The sequence below is a fragment of the Aestuariivirga sp. genome (assembly GCF_041738905.1).
Classification (GTDB): Bacteria; Pseudomonadota; Alphaproteobacteria; order Rhizobiales; family Aestuariivirgaceae; genus Aestuariivirga.
This window is the reverse complement of record NZ_JBGSOZ010000147.1, coordinates 1-18106: the sequence shown is the minus strand read 5'-3', so window position 1 is coordinate 18106 and position 18106 is coordinate 1. Positions and strand designations below refer to the sequence as shown.

General features: G+C 58.7%; 12 protein-coding genes. 10 read left to right on the top strand and 2 right to left on the bottom strand.

Annotated elements, in window-relative coordinates; translation table 11 throughout:
• Window positions 1–252, bottom strand: a 252-nt coding sequence (locus tag ACEW8Q_RS13675; RefSeq protein WP_373504614.1) for an ArdC-like ssDNA-binding domain-containing protein, incomplete at its 3' end; no start/stop codon positions are given.
• A 390-nt stretch (window positions 253–642) separates the two neighbouring features.
• On the opposite strand from ACEW8Q_RS13675, the gene ACEW8Q_RS13670 reads away from it, so the two are divergent.
• From ACEW8Q_RS13670 to ACEW8Q_RS13630, 9 genes are all read left to right on the top strand, one after another.
• On the top strand, window positions 643–1488 hold the full coding sequence (locus ACEW8Q_RS13670; protein ID WP_373504613.1) for a WYL domain-containing protein: 846 nt from the start codon (window positions 643–645) through the stop codon (window positions 1486–1488).
• A gap of 1 nt (window position 1489) precedes the next feature.
• Window positions 1490–1948: a BREX-3 system P-loop-containing protein BrxF gene (gene brxF, locus ACEW8Q_RS13665; RefSeq protein ID WP_373504612.1), complete on the top strand. Its 459-nt coding sequence runs from the start codon at window positions 1490–1492 to the stop codon at window positions 1946–1948.
• A 14-nt stretch (window positions 1949–1962) separates the two neighbouring features.
• The gene (locus ACEW8Q_RS13660) at window positions 1963–5694 is read left to right on the top strand and encodes a DUF6079 family protein (RefSeq protein ID WP_373504611.1); all 3732 of its coding nucleotides are present in this window, start codon (window positions 1963–1965) and stop codon (window positions 5692–5694) included.
• Window positions 5695–5697: 3 nt separating this feature from the next.
• The gene (locus ACEW8Q_RS13655; protein ID WP_373504610.1) at window positions 5698–7566 is read left to right on the top strand and encodes an RNA-binding domain-containing protein; all 1869 of its coding nucleotides are present in this window, start codon (window positions 5698–5700) and stop codon (window positions 7564–7566) included.
• On the top strand, window positions 7563–10322 hold the full coding sequence (locus ACEW8Q_RS13650; RefSeq protein WP_373504609.1) for a DNA methyltransferase: 2760 nt from the start codon (window positions 7563–7565) through the stop codon (window positions 10320–10322). Before ACEW8Q_RS13655 ends, ACEW8Q_RS13650 begins: the two co-directional genes overlap by 4 nt.
• Window positions 10319–13126, top strand: coding sequence for a DEAD/DEAH box helicase (locus tag ACEW8Q_RS13645; RefSeq protein WP_373504608.1), 2808 nt, complete (start codon window positions 10319–10321; stop codon window positions 13124–13126). The genes ACEW8Q_RS13650 and ACEW8Q_RS13645 overlap by 4 nt, the downstream gene beginning before the upstream one ends.
• Window positions 13123–15114, top strand: a complete 1992-nt coding sequence (gene pglZ / locus ACEW8Q_RS13640; RefSeq protein ID WP_373504607.1) for a BREX-3 system phosphatase PglZ — start codon at window positions 13123–13125, stop codon at window positions 15112–15114. The genes ACEW8Q_RS13645 and pglZ overlap by 4 nt, the downstream gene beginning before the upstream one ends.
• Window positions 15111–15830, top strand: a complete 720-nt coding sequence (locus tag ACEW8Q_RS13635) for a hypothetical protein (protein ID WP_373504606.1) — start codon at window positions 15111–15113, stop codon at window positions 15828–15830. The genes pglZ and ACEW8Q_RS13635 overlap by 4 nt, the downstream gene beginning before the upstream one ends.
• A gap of 351 nt (window positions 15831–16181) precedes the next feature.
• Window positions 16182–16460: a putative quinol monooxygenase gene (locus ACEW8Q_RS13630; RefSeq protein WP_373504605.1), complete on the top strand. Its 279-nt coding sequence runs from the start codon at window positions 16182–16184 to the stop codon at window positions 16458–16460.
• Between the two features lie 61 nt (window positions 16461–16521).
• On the opposite strand, the gene yghX is transcribed toward ACEW8Q_RS13630, so the two are convergent.
• Window positions 16522–17409, bottom strand: coding sequence for a YghX family hydrolase (gene yghX, locus ACEW8Q_RS13625; protein ID WP_373504604.1), 888 nt, complete (start codon window positions 17407–17409; stop codon window positions 16522–16524).
• A 161-nt stretch (window positions 17410–17570) separates the two neighbouring features.
• On the opposite strand from yghX, the gene ACEW8Q_RS13620 reads away from it, so the two are divergent.
• Window positions 17571–17933: a hypothetical protein gene (locus ACEW8Q_RS13620; protein ID WP_373504603.1), complete on the top strand. Its 363-nt coding sequence runs from the start codon at window positions 17571–17573 to the stop codon at window positions 17931–17933.
• The last annotated feature ends 173 nt before the right edge of the window (window positions 17934–18106 follow it).

Genomic DNA, 18106 nt, shown 5'->3' with positions numbered 1-18106 from the left:
CAGCCAGCCTTGGCTCGGGAAGCCAAGCGAGATCACTGCGCCCCAGAGGATCAGCACATTGACCCCTGAGTAGCCGCGCCCGGTTGCGGCGTTGGTCGGCATGGCGAGTGGCGCCTTGGCCGCGGCCGTCCCCCAGGGCTGAACCCAGGGCAACCGTCCGGCCTCCAGTTCGGCCAGGATCTTGCCGGTGATTTCGTCATAAAGGCTCGTCCGGTCGGCACTCGGCCGGCCGCGTGGATCACGTTTCGACATCGCGGGTCTCCGCGACGGGCGCCGGAAGCCTCTCTCCCAGCCTTCAACCCGTCACGGCACACCCAGCCTGCACTCTCACTCTCGGGGGCGTTGCGGGGAGCTCCCCGCAGAAGGGGTCGGCCGAGACCATGGGCTCGGAAGCAGGGGAAGGCTTTCCCCTCAACGGCTTACTGGAGCCAGACTGCCTTGCGGCTACCAATCAGCGGGGTAGCGACTACCAATCAGCCGAGCAGAACACTTGTTGTAGTTCTTATTGAACCGAAGCGATCTGTCGACTAGCCTGAGAAAACAGAAACTGGGCGCACCCAGTTATGGGATGGGTCGGTCTTTTGCTGGGAGCACATTGTGGGAACAGAGAAGGCTGATCTGCGGTGGGGCGTCGAGAGGCGGTTGGAATTCATCGAGTTCCGCCTGTTTTGGGAGGGGCATGTGAACCGGGGCGATCTGATGGATGCGTTCAGCGTCTCGGTGAACCAAGCGTCCACCGATCTGAACCGCTACATCGGCATGGCACCCGACAATATGCTCTACGACAAGAGCGCGAGGTCCTATGTCCGTGCCGACAAGTTCGAGCCACTGTTTCTGACGCCAGATGCGAGCCGCTATCTATCCCAGCTGCGGTCGGTCGCCGATGGCATTCTCGACCGGGCTGACGCTTGGATTGGACAGTTTCCCTCCTACGATTCCGCGCCAACCCCGGTGCGGGGCGTAGATGCCAGAATCCTTCGTTCAGTCATCGCTGCCATCCGGAATGCTGAGGCACTCGAGGTTAGATACCAGTCGCTATCTCGGTCAGAGCCACGCTGGCGCTGGATCGCACCGCACGCGGTTGGCTTCGATGGGTTCCGCTGGCACACTCGTGCCTTCTGTCTCACTGACCAATGTTACAAGGACTTCCTGCTCTCGCGGATCATCGAAACGCGCGGCGCCAAGCCGAGCGGAAAGGATCCCAGCGCCGACGCTGACTGGAATGAACAGGTGACTTTGGAGATCGGGCCTCACCCCGATCTGTCGGAGACGCAGCAAAAAGTCATCGCACTCGATTACGGAATGCGTAGCGGTCGAGCCAAGATCCCAGTGCGAAAAGCGCTCCTGTATTACGCACTTAAGCGACTGGGTCTGGATACTGATCCGTCAGCACGACGTCCCCAAGATCAGCAAATCGTGCTGCTCAACGGTGGCGAAATCGGCCCCAAGACTCAGACCGGATACTCTGTGTCTCGGATCGAGGGCTGAGATGATTGAGAGATTGGATCGCCTCGTCGATGATATTTCAGGCCTTAACAGCAAGTTGATCCTTTTGGTCGGTCCTCCCCGATCTGGGAAGAGCATTCTCCTCGGTCAGCTGGCTACGCGCCGGCAAGCACCAGTTCTGAGTGTTGGTGCTGCGCTTGGGCGTGAATTGCTTACGGTGCCGAGTACCCGAAGGCACCTGCAGGCGGCTGATCTACTAAAGGAACTCGTAGATGGATGTGCCAGCCAAGGGCTGTTGCTCTTGGATAACATCGAGCTCTTGTTCGATCAGACGCTACGGCTCAGCACTCTGGACTTGCTGAAGCGGCATGCTCACGCGCGTCGCGTAATTGCGGTGTGGCCAGGAGAGATTCGGGAAGACCGACTCTGCTACGCCACGACTGGACATGCAGAACATCAGGACTACGGCGTCGATGGCCTGGTCCCGTTCAAAATTCATTGAAGGGGGAACACGGGATGCCGATGCGCTATGGCGATCTCATTCAGTTTGAGCCGATCGAGTCGGTCATTCAGCTTCTGGACGCCAATCGTCCAGACGAGGCAAAGAAGCTTGTATCGACCTACGTCATTTCCGACGACATGGCCGAACGGATCGCGAAGCAGATGATCCCCCAGCTCTCGTTCAACGAGGCTGTGGACCACAAAGGCGTACTGGTTGTCGGCAACTACGGGACCGGTAAATCGCACCTGATGTCGGTGCTTTCGCTGGTCGCTGAAGACGCCGACTACGTTTCGATGATTCGCCATCCCAAGGTGGCGGAGGCTGCAGCTGCGATCGCCGGGAAGTTTAAGGTTCACCGGATCGAGATTTCCAGTCAGATGTCCTTGCGGGACATCATCACCCAACAGCTTGAGGTGTTTCTCGAAAAGCACGGCGTCAGCTATTCCTTCCCCCCAGCCGACAAGGTCGTCAACAATAAGGGCGCCTTCGAAGAGATGATGGCGGCGTTCGCCGATCTCTATCCGCATCACGGCGTGCTTCTCGTGGTCGACGAGTTTCTCGAATACCTGCGGTCGCGCAAAGATCACGATCTGGTTCTGGACTTGTCGTTCTTGCGTGAGATTGGCGAGGTCACAAAGCACCTCCGCTTCCGGTTCGTTGCCGGTGTTCAGGAAGCGATATTCGACAGTACCCGTTTCCAGCACGTTGCCGACAGCCTTCGTCGTGTGAAGGATCGCTTCACACAGATCCTCCTCGCTCGCCAGGACGTCAGCTTTGTAGTGGCCGAGCGCCTCCTGAAAAAGACAGCTGACCAGCAGAACAAGATCCGCGTGTACCTTACGCCATTCGCCAAATTCTATGGCTCGATGAACGAGCGCATGGATGAGTACGTCCGGCTGTTTCCGGTCCATCCTGATTATATCGGGACCTTCGAGCGCCTTGTGTTCACCGAAAAGCGTGGGGCGCTGGTTACACTCCGAGATCAGATCCAGGCCATCCTCAAAGATGAGGTGCCTGACGATCGGCCGGGGCTGATCGGCTACGACAAGTTTTGGGAGACCGTCACTTCAAACTCCGTACTCCGCGCTGATCCGAACATTGGACCAGTGCTCAAGGTGTCGGAGGTTTTGTCGGAGCGTGTAAGGAAGGCGTTCACCCGCCCGACATATAGGCCAATGGCGCTCCGCATCATCGACGGACTTTCCGTCCATCGCCTTACAACCGGCGGCGATATCTATGTTCCAGTAGGTCCTACCGCTGAGGAACTCCGCGACACGCTCTGCCTGTTTCAGCCTGGCATCGAAGACATGGGAGGAGAGCCGGAAGCCGACCTCCTTTCCCTTGTCCAGACCGTACTGCGCGAGACGTTGAAGACCGTCAACGGCCAGTTCATCTCTAAGGCCCCCGACACCGAACAGTACTATCTCGATCTGAAGAAGGACGTCGACTATGACGCCCAGATCGAAAAGCGCGCGGAAGCCCTGTCCGATGACGCGCTGGATCGTGCGTACTACAGCGCGATCCGACAGCTTATGGAGCGCACCGACGAGACCACCTACGTTACAGGCCATCAGATCTGGCAATACCAAATAGAATGGCAGGATCGCCGCGTAGAGCGCAGCGGGTATCTCTTTTTCGGTGCTCCGAATGACCGGCCGACGGCGCAGCCAGAGCGAGATTTCTATGTCTATTTTATCCAGCCGTTCGAACCACCGCGCTTTCGTGATGACCACAAGGCTGACGAGGTCTTCTTCCGACTGAAAGGGCTAGATGACGCAATCAGGCGTCATCTCTCTTTCTATGCTGCCGCTCAGGATCTCGCATCTACGGCCAGCGGCGGCGCGAAATCGATTTACCTCGACAAGGCCAAAGACGCCCTGCGCGACATGAGCAAGTGGCTGCAGGAAAAGCAGATGACCGCCTTCGAGGTCAGCTATCAAGGCAAGAGCAAGAGTCTCCAAGAGTGGACTAAAGGGGTGTCGCTACGTGACAAGGCACGCTTGGGTCCGGAAGAACGGATAAACTTCCGCGACGTCGTGAATGTCATTTCCGGCCTCGCACTGAACAATCAGTTTGCAGAGGTGGCGCCGGAGTATCCGACATTCTCCGCCCTGGTCACCGAGGCCAACCGGAAGCAACTCGTCGGGAACGCACTGCGCGCACTCGCGGGTGGAAATCGCACGAAGGACGCGGTTGTCATTCTTGACGGGCTTGAGATGCTCGATGGCGATCGCATCGAACCATCACGGTCCCGGTACGCCCAGGAGGTTTTGGTCCGGCTAAAAACCAAAGGCCATGGCCAGGTGCTGAACCGCGGCGAGTTGGTAAGCGGCGACGCTGACGTCGAATATTTCGCGCCGCTCAAGTTTCGCCTCGAGCCCGACCTTCTGGCCACAGTCCTCGGCGGGTTGGTCTTCGCTGGAGACATCGTCCTGGCGATCAGCGGCGACAAGATCGATTCCGGCAAGATCGCCCTACTCGCCGAGCGGCCGCTCGATGAGCTGAAGCAGTTCAAGCACGTCGAAGCGCCGAAGGAGATCAACGTCGCGGTTCTTCGGGCGCTTTTCGAAATGCTCGGTCTTCCGCCAGGTCTTGCCCAGCAGGCAACACAGGGGTCTGACGAGCCGGTCAAGCTGCTTCAAGAGGAGGTTGGCAAGCTTACGCGGCGCGTGCTCGGCGCCACCACAGACATGCCCGGACGTTTGAGCTTTTGGGGTCAGTCGCTGCTGCGAGATGATGAGATCCGCGACTGGCGCACGAAGCTCGATGCACTCAAGACCTTTTCCGAAAGCCTGTCGCCTTACAACACCGTCGGCAAACTGAAGAACCTTCGCATCAGCTCCGATGACATTGCGGCGCAGCAGAAGAATCTCGAAGTCCTGAATGCCGTTGATGGGATGCTGGAATTGGTCGCCGAACTCGGCACAATGGCCAGCTATCTGTCGCAAGCTGAGCTGGTTCTCCCAACTGACCATGCGTGGGTAAAGCAGGCGCAGGCGACCCGTAAGGAAGTGCTCGACAAGCTCGCTGCAGACCGAACCGCCCAACATGCGGCGGAGTATCGTCAGACGCTGAAGCAGCTGAAGAAGGACTACGTCACCGCCTATGTCGGGCAACACAGCCGGGCGCGCCTTGGGGTGGCAGAGGACAAGACGAAGTCTACGCTCCGCAAGGACGCCCGGCTGGTCTCGATGCGTGCGCTGGCTGGCATTTCGCTGATGCCGACCAGTCAGCTGACGACTTTCGAGGAAAAGCTGGACAAGCTGAAGAGCTGCGCGTCGCTGGTGGAGTCCGAACTATCAGCCAGCCCAGTCTGTCCACACTGCAATTTCCGGCCAGCGAACGAGCAAGGGGACATGCTGCCGGCCGCCAATGTTCTGAAGCAGCTCGACGACGAGCTTGACCGCCTTCTGGAAGGTTGGGTGCAGACGCTGGTCGATAACCTCGAAGATCCAATCATCCAGTCGAACTTCGAGTTGCTGAAAGAGTCATCTCGCAAGATCGTTATCGGCTTCGCGGAGACCAAGACGCTTCCTGAGTTCATTACGCCGGAGTTCATCGCCGCCGTTCAAGAGGCGCTGTCGGGTCTGGAAAAGATCAACGTCACCGGTGAGGACATCAGGAAGGCGCTGCTTCAGGGCGGGTCGCCTGCCACGCCGGACGACCTGCGCAAGCGCTTCGAGACGTTCCTGAACGACCGCTTCAAGGGCAAAGACACGACCAAACTCCGCTTCGTGGTGGAGTGACTTATGACGCGTGACGAGTTCCTGGCCCGGCTACAAACTGTCGAATGGGATGACATCGAGTTCAAAGAGGCGACTTGGGCGGTCCCGAAGTCTGCTCTTGAAACGGTCAGCGCATTTGCCAACACCAAAGGCGGTCATCTGGTTTTCGGCGTGAAGGAGTCCAACGGGACATTCTCCATCACGGGTGTTTCCGACATCGACAAGGTTCAAAATGACTTTTTCGGCCAGGTTCGGGATGTGCAAAAAATCAGCATCGTCTTGCCGATTACGGGTGATATTCACACGATGCCGCAAGGCTCCGTGATCTGTTTTTACGTTCCGGAAGCTCCAAGGCACGAAAAGCCAGTTCACTTAGACCGAAACCCGAAAAAGGCTTTCATTCGGAAAGGCAGCGGTGACCGTGCATGCACAGCAGACGAGCTTCTGCGCTTCATTCGCGATGCGGGCAGCGTCACTTATGACTCGGAAACTCTGGATTTGGACCCATCGAAGTGCTTCGACGAAGGCACAGTTCGCTGGTATCGCGCGAGGTTCGAGGCGAGCAACCCCGGCAAGGATCAGTCCGCCGATGACATTTCATTCCTGCGCTCATGGGGCTTTCTGGTCGAGCGCGAAGGAAAACTCCGGCCAACGCGGGCGGCGATCGTCGTTCTCGGATCAGGTGAATATGTCCGACAGGAGCTCCCGCGAATCGTCGTGGACCTGCAGCTATATCGTCATAGCGCCAGCGAATATGCGCCAAGCATCCGTTGGGCTGACCGGGTAACCATCGAGGCCAATCTTATCGAGGCCTGGAAGGCGATCCTCGATTTCTATCTCAAGCACAGTGAGAAGCCGTTCGCGGTCGATCCGACGACCCTGCGCAGGCATGACGATCCACCTGACTACATCTCGTTCCGCGAAGCCGCCATCAACCTTCTGATCCATCAGGACTTTGGTGACGCGACACGTGTTCCCGTTATCCGGTTCTTTCGGGACCAAGCTGAGTTTTTCAACCCAGGTGATGCGCTGGCGTCGCGGGAACAGCTGCTCGATCCAGGCGACAAGGAGGTTCGGAATCCCCGGATCGTGGGCGCGTTTCGGCGTATCGGCTTGTCGGATCAGGGTGGAACCGGCGTCGGGGCGATCTTTGACGGGTGGCGGCGGTTGGGTTTTGTCCCGCCCGAGATCGAAAATGACAAGGCAGAGAAGAGCTTTCGCCTGCGGCTTCGACGAGAGAGGCTCGTCACCGAGGAACAGCTTCTGGCACAGGCGAGCCTCGGCGTTCAGCTTTCTGAGCATGAAGCCGCTGTGTTTGCCTACGTGATCCGCAATGGCGAAATTGACCTTGCTGATATCAAGGCGCTCACGGGCCTGGCTGGCCCAGCGGCCCGGGAACTTGCGCAGCGCCTGGTCGTACAAGTGGTCCTTAGGGTTGGCGGTGGGGTAGATGGGAAATTCGCTCTGGCCGACCACCTGCGGGCCCGCTACCTCGGCGCGCCTGGCGATCATGATAAGAAAAATCAAGGGGATACGTCGGTGGTGGCCGGGGATGAAGCCACTGCACAAGTCACTGAACAAGTCGGCCCGGGTGGCGCCGAACAGGTCTCGGTATTGAAGGAGCTGTCGGACGTTCAGCGGGTGATCGTGCAGCATGCCGATGCCCCCCGCTCGCTAGCGGAGCTCATGACAGCTGCGGGCTACACCCAACGGCCGCACTTCAAGGCCACACATCTGGAGCCGCTGCTTGACGGTGGAATTCTTCGGATGACGGTCCCGGACAAGCCCACCTCGTCAAAACAGAGGTACGTGCTCACCAAAGCAGGGCTGAAACTGAAATCGCTGCGCCTTGACGAGGAAGCGGACGCGGCAACGAAAGAGATACGCGAATGACGGAAAAACTCAAACTCGAAACCGTCTCGGTCGGCGGCACCGTGGAATGCTTAGGGCAGACCTTTCCAAGCGAACAAGCGCGACGGGAGCATTATCTCAAACTACTCGCCGAGAAGCTCAATGACCCGGCTTTTCGAAAGCAGCAAGGCTTTCCAGAGGGTACGGACGAAGCGATTCTGGCGATGTCCGACCCGCCTTTTTACACCGCTTGCCCCAACCCATGGCTGGCAGACTTCGTGAAGCATTATGGCAGGCCATATGCTCCTTCGGAGAAATACGCGCGCGAACCAATGGCGATCGACGTTTCGGAGGGGAAGACTGATCCAATCTACAAGGCGCACTCCTACCACACAAAGGTGCCTCATTTGGCGATTGTGCCATCAATCCTGCACTTCACTGAACCAGGCGATATCGTGCTGGATGGCTTCGCCGGTTCGGGGATGACCGGGGTTGCGGCACAGTGGTGCGGGGCGGCGCCTGCCGCCTTTCGTCACAAGTTGGAAAGCGAATGGAAGAAAGCGGGCGTAGCAGCACCGAAATGGGGGACAAGGCGCGTCGTCCTAAACGATCTGTCCCCGCTCGCCTCATTCATCTCGGCAAATAATAACCTGCCGTTTGACGCCGATGATTATGCAAAGACTGGCCGAAGTCTCCTCACAAAGCTATGGGCTGAAATAGGATGGATGTATGAGACGCTCCACAGCGATAATAAGACTATCGGACGAATTGAATACACGGTTTGGAGTGAAGTATTCATATGCTCAAGCTGTAGTGGTGAAAATGTCTTTCTAGACGCCGAAAAGGTCTCATATGACGGACAGCGAGATCGAATTCGTTGTAGTTCTTGCGGAGCAGAGGCCCGAAAAGAAGAAATGGAGCTTGCTCAAGAAAATTTCATCGACGAAGGTCAAGTTCAGTGGCGACCCAAGCGAGTGCCTGTCTCCATATGCTACAAAATAGGTTCAAAGGCATTTGAGAAGAAGCCGGATAGGAATGATCTCGATCTGCTTAAGAAGATTGATTCACTGGACATTCCCGTGAACTTTCCTCGCGTAAATTTCCGATCGTCTAAGACATTCAATGAAGGGAGAATGAGAACAACAAACACAAAGAACACCAGAAGCATATTTTTGCCTAGGGCCGCTCACGCTATCTCAAGATTGTGGGCATTGGCAGACAGTGTCTCTGATAAAAAGCTGCGGATGAATTTGCTCTACAGCATAGAGCAAACGATAATTAGTATGAGCGTTTTCAATCGATATCGTCCCACTGGATATTCGCAGTTCGGCCAACACTTGACGGGCGTTTTTTATGTGGGTTCCCAACATGCTGAGTGTACCCCTTGGTACATATTGGAGGGAAAGTTCGACCGAGTTGGAAAGGCGTTCCAGAGCTTTCGGACCACTGACGGAAATGCGTTGATTGGCGCCGGGTCATCGACAGAGCTTCCGTGTCCAGACTCATCGATTGATTACGTGTTTGTTGATCCACCGTTCGGATTCAACATCTTTTATGCCGACCTGAACAAAATCGTTGAAGCCTGGCATCGTGTGATCAGCGACGTCGGAGGAGAGGCCGTAATTGATGAGTACATGGATAAGGACATCCATGTTTATCAAAGACTTATCCAAAGATGTTTTGCAGAGTTTTATCGGGTCCTGAAGCCAGGACGCTGGATGACAGTGGTTTTCTCGAACAGCCAAGCAAAAGTCTGGAATGCGATCCAGGTTGCATTGCAGGAGGCAGGGTTCGTAGTTGCTGAGGTAACTACACTCGACAAACAGCAGGGCAGTTTCAAGCAAGTAACTTCGACGAATGCTGTGAAACAGGATCTCGTCATTTCGGCATACAAGCCGAATGGTGGGCTGGAGCAGCGCCTAACTGAGCGAGGAGCAGCTCCCGAGTCAGCTTGGGATTTTGTTCAAACCCATCTGAGGCAGCTGTCCATATCCAAGTCCAAGAATGGCGTGTTGGAGTTTGTGGTCGAGCGCGATCCTCGTCGCATCTATGACCGCATGGTGGCATGGTTTGTTCGTCATGACGTTCCGGTGCCGCTTTCGACCGAAGAGTTCCTTGACGGGTTGCGCAACCGCTTTCCCGAGCGCGACGGCATGGTTTTCCTTCCTGAGCAGATTCCAGAGTACGACCGAAAGCGTGCTCAGGCGGCGCAAGCCCCACAGATGGAGATGTTCGTAGCCGACGAACGCAGCGCCATCGACTGGCTGACCGACTTCCTGCGCAAGCGCCCTTCAACCTATCAAGAGGTGCACCCCGAATTCACGACGCAGTTGGGCGCCGGCTGGAAGAAGCACGAAACCAGGCCGGAACTGTCGGCGCTGCTGGAGGATAACTTCCTGCGCTATGACGCTTCCAGCGATGTGCCAAGTCAGATCCATAACTACCTGTCGACGAACTTCCACGATCTGCGGAACCTCGAGAAGTCCGATCCGCGCCTGAAGGCGAAGGCAAAGGACCGGTGGTTCGTCCCCGATCCGACCAAGGCTCAGGACCTGGAGAAGAAGCGCGAGAAGGCGCTGCTGAAGGAGTTCGATAGCTATCGGACAGCACCCGGTCGGCGGCTGAAGGAGTTCCGGCTCGAAGTGCTTCGCGCGGGCTTCAAGTCCTCATGGGCCGCACGGGATTTCAAGACGATCATCGCGATCGCCCAGAAGGTTCCCGAGGAGGCGCTGCAAGAGGATGAGAAGCTGCTGTTCTGGTACGACAGTGCGCTGACGCGCATGGAGGCCAATGCGTGACGCGTGGGCGCCCCGAACACGGCATTGGCGAATGGTGTTGGCATGATCGTCATGCCGCACCTTGCCGAGTCGTGGACCGAGAGGAAATCTGGGGCGAAACCACCTATCGCATTTGGCTCCCGGGCAAGGACGCCGTCGTCCGTGCCCGAGCGTCTGAACTGATGGCGCTGGACTCCGTCCAGCCCACGGTCGAGCACATTTTGCACACAGCGGCGGCTGCGAAGCTGCTGGACGCGCTGGAGGACAACCTACTGCTGGCACCGATCCAGTCGAGTGTCGTGCCGTTGCCGCACCAGCTTTATGCGCTGAACCGGGCGATGAGCCGAGATCGGATCCGCTATCTGCTGGCGGACGAAGTCGGGCTCGGCAAGACGATTGAAGCGGGACTGATCCTGCGCGAGCTGAAGCTTCGCGGCATGGCGAAGCGGATCCTTGTGGTGGCTCCCAAGGGGCTCGTCCGGCAGTGGCAGGCGGAAATGCGCCTGCATTTCGGCGAGCAATTTCAGTTCATCGAACCGGCCGAGCTTTCCGCCTTCCGCCAATGGCGGAATGACGAGGAGAATCTCTGGCGGCTGCATGACCAGGTGATCTGCTCGCTCGATTCCGTGAAGCCTCTTGAAGGACGCCGTGGCTGGAGCCTGGAGCAGCTCACCACCTACAACCGGGAGCGATTCGAGGATCTGATATCGGCGTCCTGGGATCTCGTGATTATCGACGAAGCCCACCGCATGGGCGGAAGCACGGATCAGGTTGCGCGGTACAAGTTGGGCGCCGCATTGGCGGAAGCTGCACCGTACCTGCTTCTCCTTTCAGCGACGCCGCACCAAGGGAAGACCGACCAGTTCCACCGCCTGCTTCAGCTGATTGACCGTGAATCTTTCCCCGATGAGAGCAGCGTTACGAGTGACCGCGTTCGCCCCTTCGTGGTCCGCACAGAGAAGCGCCTGGCAATCGATGCGGAAGGCAAGCCACTGTTCAAGCCGCGCATGACTCGCCTCCAGCCCGTTGCCTGGCAGGACCGGCATGCGGCGCAGCAGAAGCTGTATGAGGCGGTCACGGATTATGTGCGGCACGGCTACAACCAGGCTATGGCCGCGAAGCAACGGCACATCGGCTTCCTGATGATCCTGATGCAGCGGTTGGTGACTTCCAGCACGGCGGCGATCCGCACGACGCTCGAAAAGCGGCAAGCCTTGTTGGATCAACCGCAGCTACAGCCATCGCTTTTCGACACGGCCGACGTCGATGAATGGGCAGAGCTGGACGGTCAAACGCAGGTCGATCTGGCTATCCAGACGAAAGGCTGGGAGCTGGAGAAGGCGGAGGTCGACACGCTGCTCGACCTAGCCCGATCCACCGAAGCGCAGGGCACCGACGCCAAGGCTGAAGCGCTGCTGGAGCTGATATACAAGCTGCAGCAGGAGGAAAACGATCCAGAGCTAAAGGTTCTGGTTTTCACCGAGTTCGTGCCGACGCAGGCGATGCTGGCCGAGTTTCTCGAAAGCCGCGGGTTTTCTGTTGCGACATTGAATGGGAGCATGGACCTCGAAGCTCGCGCGCGAGCTCAAGGGACCTTCTCCCGCGATGTCCGGATCCTAGTCTCTACCGACGCTGGCGGCGAGGGCCTGAACCTTCAGTTCTGCCACGTGATCGTCAACTTCGACATGCCGTGGAATCCAATGCGGGTCGAACAGCGCATCGGCCGTGTCGACCGTATCGGGCAGCCGCACATCGTGCGCGCGATCAACTTCGTACTTGAGGACACGGTCGAGCATCGTGTCCGCGAGGTCCTTGAAGCGAAGCTTGCCGTCATTGCCGAAGAGTTCGGCGTCGACAAAGCCTCTGATGTGATGGACTCGGTAGAGACAGAGCCTCTGTTCGACGAGCTGTTCATCCAAGGATTGCAGAACCCCGACGCCATCGAAAGCGAGTGCGACACGGTGGTATCCCAACTTCGATCAACTATCGCCGAAGGCCGCAAGAGCAGCGAGCTCTTGTCCGACGGCCACGAACTCGATGCGGACGATGCCCGCAAATGGCGCGACCACCCGGCGCAGTTCTGGCTGGAGCGGGCAATCACAAACGGGTTGCCCGCGCGCGGCGGGGCAGCTGTCAAGGAAGGCGAAGCCTGGCGGCTGCGTTGGCCGGACGGCAGCGAGTCAGCCAATGTCTGCTTTGATGCGAGAACCGCCGGAGAACGACCTGACGCCGAATGGGTGACGCTCGAAGATCCCCGCGCTCGGGCGGTGATCAGCGATCTGCCGCGCTGCGTGTCAGGTCAGCCTTTGCCCATAGTCCGCGTGGCAGGACTTCCAGAAGCTGTTCGAGGCGTATGGTCGCTTTGGGAAATTAGCCTGTCGGCCGATGACTTCAGCCGGCGGCGTTTCCTTTCCGTGTTCGTCAACGACGAAGGACGGACGTTCTTGCCGACAGCAAAGCGGATCTGGGATCTTCTATTAACAGAGCATGTAGAGCGGGTCGGAGCAGTCGCCTCAGGAGATGCCGGTTTCGATCGCTCCAGGAATGCCGCACTCGCTCAGGGTGAGCAGATGTTTGCGAATCTGGTCGAGGAGCACAGGGCCCGAGTCTACGAAGAGCGCGAACGCGCCAAATTCGCCTACGATGCCCGATACCAGGCCATCGGTCGGGTCGGTCTGCAGACCGTCCGGGACTATCGTCGCAAGCGTCTTCGCTCTGACCATGACGCCCGGATGGCGCAGCTTGATGCTGCGGAGGAATACACGCCCGACCTCTATGCCGTCCTTTTGCTGCGCGTCGGTGAACCGACACCAGGTGCATCATGAGCGCCTGGATCGATCGAATACTGCAGGCGTTTCCTGCCGATCTTTCCCGCTTCTGGATCGCCTGCGATCCTGACGATCTTCTACTGGATGAGCGCATCCTTCACAGCCTTCGGGAAAGGGGCTTCGAGGTGCTGCCATTCGAAGACTCCGTTGCTTTCAGAATTGAGTACGAAGAACGCTACCGAGCCGCATGGGATCGTGGGGAGGAGGGGTCATCGAAGGCGCTCGTTCTACAGCTGCGCGGAACAGATCTGAACTCGCTGCCCTGGGACTATGTCCGCATGGGCCGACAGGTCAGCTTGAGCTTGGCCGACCTATTTCCGAGGCTGAGCTACAGCGTAATTCGGGATATGGACTCAGAGCACCATGAAGCCCTGTTTGTAGCGCAGAATAAGCACGTCACTCAGCCGCTCGGAGACGGCGCGACCAAAGACTTCATACTCACTCACATCTTCCGCATAAGCCCTTACCTTCTCAGCCGGCCCGAGGACTTCTGGCGAGAGGTCTTGCGGCTTCATTTTCGTGGAGCCGGACTACCAGAGCTGCTCGCGAAGCATGTTGCTGCAGTATTGAAGGACACTCCACTGGCAGACCTGCCAATTGCAGAGCTGCTCTCGTCCAAAAGCTACATGGTGCGCGCCGTGCAGGAGGCGTGGAGCCACTTCTTGTCGCAGTACGGAATCCAGAACGGTCGCGCGTCGAATGATGGGGCCTCAGCGGTGCTTAAGGCGGTATCGATCCCCTTTGAGCATCCCGATGTGAGGGTCATCATCGACACGATGTTCCTAGAAGGAGCTCTTCAACCTGTCAGTGTGGAAGGCTCCCTCACTGACTTGCCGCGATGGGCGAAGGTGGGGCTGGTCGAAGATCCCAACGCGCTCGGCAACCTTGTATCCGAAGGTGTGAAGAAGATCGCGGCTGATATGCCTACGAGCCATTCATCACATCGCGACTGGGTTGAGTTGGCGCGCCGGCTCGGCGAAGTCATCGCACGGTTCAATGGGTTGAGCGCGGGAATTGCCGAGCCGCTACAGCAGCAGGTCCGTGCGCTTCAGCGCAACGCGGACGAGCGTTTAATGGCCTGGCTGTTCCAGCATTTCGCGGATTTGCCGTCTCTTCCAGCCGCGAAGGGGCCAGTGATGGTCCACCATGTTCCTCGCTATCTGGCATTACGTCGGAGCGCCGGCGAGGAACGTGTTGCTCTTCTTGTATTCGATGGCTTGGCAATGGATCAGTGGATCCAAATTCGTGAGCACCTAGCGGTAACCGTACCTGATTTTTCGGCAGATGAAGGAGGATGCTTCGCATGGTTGCCCACGCTAACATCTGTCTCACGGCAGGCTTTGTTTTCAGGCCTCAAGCCTCGCGAGTTTTCGAACTCAATCGATACCACGTCTCAGGAGCCATCCTTATGGGCTCGCTTCTGGCTGGAGAACGGCCTTCGTAAGTCAGAGATCGTTTACCAGAAAGGCCTGAAGCGGACGGAGCAGCTGGCTGCGCTTGAGGAGGCGATAGCCAATCCAACGATCAAGGTTGCCGGCATAGTCGTCGACATGATCGATGAAATTGTTCACGGCGCAATGCTTGGAAAGCGAGGCATCGTTGGGCAGATTAATGCGTGGTGCGAGACTGGTTTTGTTGAAAAGCTGCTCCTGCTTTTGATGAAACACGGGTACCAGATCTACCTTACCGCGGACCATGGCAACGTCGACGCAGAAGGCATTGGCCGGCTTAGTCAAGGGGTAGTGTCTGAGTTGAGGGGTGAAAGAGTTCGCACTTATCGCAATGAAACCCTAGCGGCATCAGTGCCGCCAGAATTTGCCGCTTTCCGGTTCGATAGTCCTGGCCTGCCGCTGGATTTCTTGCCGCTGTATGCGGAATCGCGTGGAGCATTCGTCACCATAGGGGAGCAAATAGTTGCGCACGGGGGAGCCTCAGTTGAGGAGATAATTGTCCCCTTCGTTAGAATCTCGAGAAAATCTCCATGAACTCGCCGTCCCCGCAAATCGGTTTTGACCGATTCATCCAGTTGGAATGGGCCGCGATCGCGCTCCGTATTAGGGCCGGGAAGGCCGCTCTCAATGAGCTGAATGAGGTGCTCGACTCATCGCACACTGGTCAAGCGGCCAAGAAGAAAACCAGGACGGTGCTCAATCGTCTTTGGCTGGAGCCTCGAGCGGACCTGGTCGATTTTGCGGACCGAGGCGTAGAAATTTACTGTGGTGCACCGGACACCACGGTGCCGGCACTGACTTGGGGCATGGCGCTTGCCACATATCCATTCTTCGGAAGAGTGGCGGAGATTGTGGGCAGATTAACGACGCTTCAAGGCGATTGTACATCCGCAGAGGTTCATCGGCGGATGGCTGAGATCTATGGAGAACGTGAAGGCACTCGCCGTATGACGAACATGGTACTGCAGTCTCAGGCCAGTTGGGGAGCTATTGAACGCCTGGAAAATGGTCAGAGGATCCTGCGTCAGAAGGCGATGAACCTCCATGGCTCGCAAGTGGCCACCTGGCTCGCAGAAGCATCTTTGAGGTATGCGGGCCGCCAACTCTCAACTTCAGGGCTGGAGTCGAGCCCTGTGATGTTCCCCTTCGTTCTTGGCGGATCTATTTCCTATCTTCTTTCTCAGTCTAGCCATGTCGAACTTCGTATCGACAGCATGGGAGGTCAGGTAGCATGCCTACGCACCAGTTGAACTCAACTGCCGAGGGTACGGGTTTGGCCAGGGGCAATCGATCGCGACGAGGGAGCCTAGCGGAGGTCAAGGCATGAGTCCGGGCCTCGCGCGGGCAGTGCAAATCTGATACTGACCAAATGCGACGGTACTTTTTGTACGCGGTTTTAGCGCTCTCAGGGACACTTGGAAGTGCAATCCGACGGCAAATGACGCCGATAGATTCCGAAACCACAAAAAATATTTTTCTGGCAGTTTTTTCAATGAAATCAAAAGCGTAGCATTTTGACGGCCTTGGGGTCGGCGACAATGAGCAAAGTCGGTAAAAAACGACAATCAGATCAATATGTTAGGCATAGATTGAACAATCGAATGGGAATGATCCACCTGTCCGGACGCCTGATCTGCAAGGACAGGGCCGAGGCCGACGTTGTGCGCCGGGAACTGCCCGAGCACATCCGCCTGACGCGGGCGGAACCCGGTTGCGTGACGTTCGAGGTGACGGCCACCGACGATCCCCTGTGCTGGCAGGTGGCCGAGACCTTCCGTGACCGCGCCGCCTTCGAGGCACATCAAGCCCGCACCCGTGCTTCGGCCTGGCATGTCGCCACGGCGGGCATCGCGCGCGAATTCACCCGGACCGAGGACTGAGCCCCTCGGCCCGGAGTTCCGGAATCCGGGTGCGGCCTGCACGCAGGCCGCATCCGGGGGGTTATCCCAGATTGGCCTTGAAGAAGGCGATCGTGCGGTCCCAGGCCAGATTGGCCGCCGCCTCGTCATAGCGCGGCGTCGTGTCGTTGTGGAACCCGTGGTTCACGCCGGGGTAGATGTGGGCCTCGTAGGTCGTCCCGGCGGCATTCAGCGCGGCCTCGTAGGCCGGCCAGCCCTCGTTGATGCGGGTGTCAAGCTCGGCATAGTGCAGCATCAGCGCGGCCTTGATCGCGGGTACATCGGCGGCATCGGCCTGCCGTCCGTAGAACGCCACGGCGGCCCCCAGTTCGGGGTAGGCCACGGCGGCGGCATTGGCGACCCCGCCGCCATAGCAGAAGCCGACGATGCCCACGCGGCCGGTGGACCCCTCATGCGTCATCAGGAACTCGACGGCGGCGAAGAAGTCGTTCATCAGCTTGCCGCCGTCCACGGTCTGCTGCAACTCGCGCCCCTTGTCGTCATTGCCGGGATAGCCGCCGACAGAGGTCAGCCCGTCGGGGGCCAGCGCCAGGAACCCGGCCTTGGCCAGGCGGCGGGCGACATCCTCGATATAGGGGTTCAGCCCGCGATTCTCGTGCACCACGACAACCGCAGGCAAGGGGCCCGTCGCATCGGCGGGCCGCACGAGGTAGCCGTTCACCGTGCCGTGGCCGTTGGGTGACGGATAGGTGATGCGCTCGGCCACGATCCCCGCGTCGTCCGGGGCAACCTGCTGGGCCAGCGCATAGTTCGGGCTCATCAGGTTCAGCAGCGCCAGCGCCGTCATGCCGCCGACCGTGTAGCGGCCCGCGCGGTCGAGAAACTCGCGCTTGGTGATCCGGCCGTGGGCGTAGAAGTCGTAAAGCTCGATCAGGTCGGGATGGAAATCTGCGGCGGTCAATCGGGTCATGCTCGGGCGTCCTTTTCGACTGGGTCAAGGTGGAGGTTAGCACCCGAGAATGCCCGGACATACCCGCTCGCGAAATGGTGAACGGGGTCGGAGGGCCGCGACGAGTGATCCGCCGATGACAGCGCGGCGTAACCGTCCCGTGGCATCAACAGGGAACGCGGATGGTCAGGATCGGTCTGTTGCTGGCCATGCTCGCCGCAAGTGCCCCGGCAGTGGCGAGCGAGCCCGAGCTTCTCTGCCTCGGCCTCTCGCCGAAATTCGTGCTGACCGCGCGCGGGGCCGAGGTGACCTTCGACTACAACGGCGACGGCACCTACCGGCTGGAGCCGCCCTTGCGCCCGCCCGGAATGGCCTATCAGCGCCACGATCTGGTGACGCGGGCCGCGCGCTGGCCGCTGAGCCTGGATGCACGGGACTGCCGCATCGCGACCCTGGTCCTGCCGTTGCGGGTCGAGGTGCGGGTGCCGACCGACCGGGGCGTGCAGCGCTTTCTGGGGTGCTGCCTGTGGAAGACCCTGCCCTGACCTTGCCGACACCCCCTTGCGCCCGATGCCGGTCGGGGGTCTTGGCCCGCGTCGGCGGGTCTGCTACGACCGGGGCATGAGGCAGGGGTTCGGATCAGCACTCGTCAGGGCGGCGCTTGCGCTGCTGGTCGCGGTGGCGCTGTCCGCCGCGGGCTGGGCGCACCGGCTGCAGA

Bases quoted from the DNA above. Each gene is read 5' to 3' on its own strand.
- yghX (WP_373504604.1), bottom strand. From the start codon at position 17,409: ATGACCCGATTGACCGCCGCAGATTTCCATCCCGACCTGATCGAGCTT.
- ACEW8Q_RS13655 (WP_373504610.1), top strand. From the start codon at position 5,698: ATGACGCGTGACGAGTTCCTGGCCCGGCTACAAACTGTCGAATGGGAT.
- ACEW8Q_RS13630 (WP_373504605.1), top strand. From the start codon at position 16,182: ATGGGAATGATCCACCTGTCCGGACGCCTGATCTGCAAGGACAGGGCC.
- ACEW8Q_RS13660 (WP_373504611.1), top strand. From the start codon at position 1,963: ATGCCGATGCGCTATGGCGATCTCATTCAGTTTGAGCCGATCGAGTCG.
- brxF (WP_373504612.1), top strand. From the start codon at position 1,490: ATGATTGAGAGATTGGATCGCCTCGTCGATGATATTTCAGGCCTTAAC.
- ACEW8Q_RS13620 (WP_373504603.1), top strand. From the start codon at position 17,571: ATGGTCAGGATCGGTCTGTTGCTGGCCATGCTCGCCGCAAGTGCCCCG.
- pglZ (WP_373504607.1), top strand. From the start codon at position 13,123: ATGAGCGCCTGGATCGATCGAATACTGCAGGCGTTTCCTGCCGATCTT.
- ACEW8Q_RS13635 (WP_373504606.1), top strand. From the start codon at position 15,111: ATGAACTCGCCGTCCCCGCAAATCGGTTTTGACCGATTCATCCAGTTG.
- ACEW8Q_RS13650 (WP_373504609.1), top strand. From the start codon at position 7,563: ATGACGGAAAAACTCAAACTCGAAACCGTCTCGGTCGGCGGCACCGTG.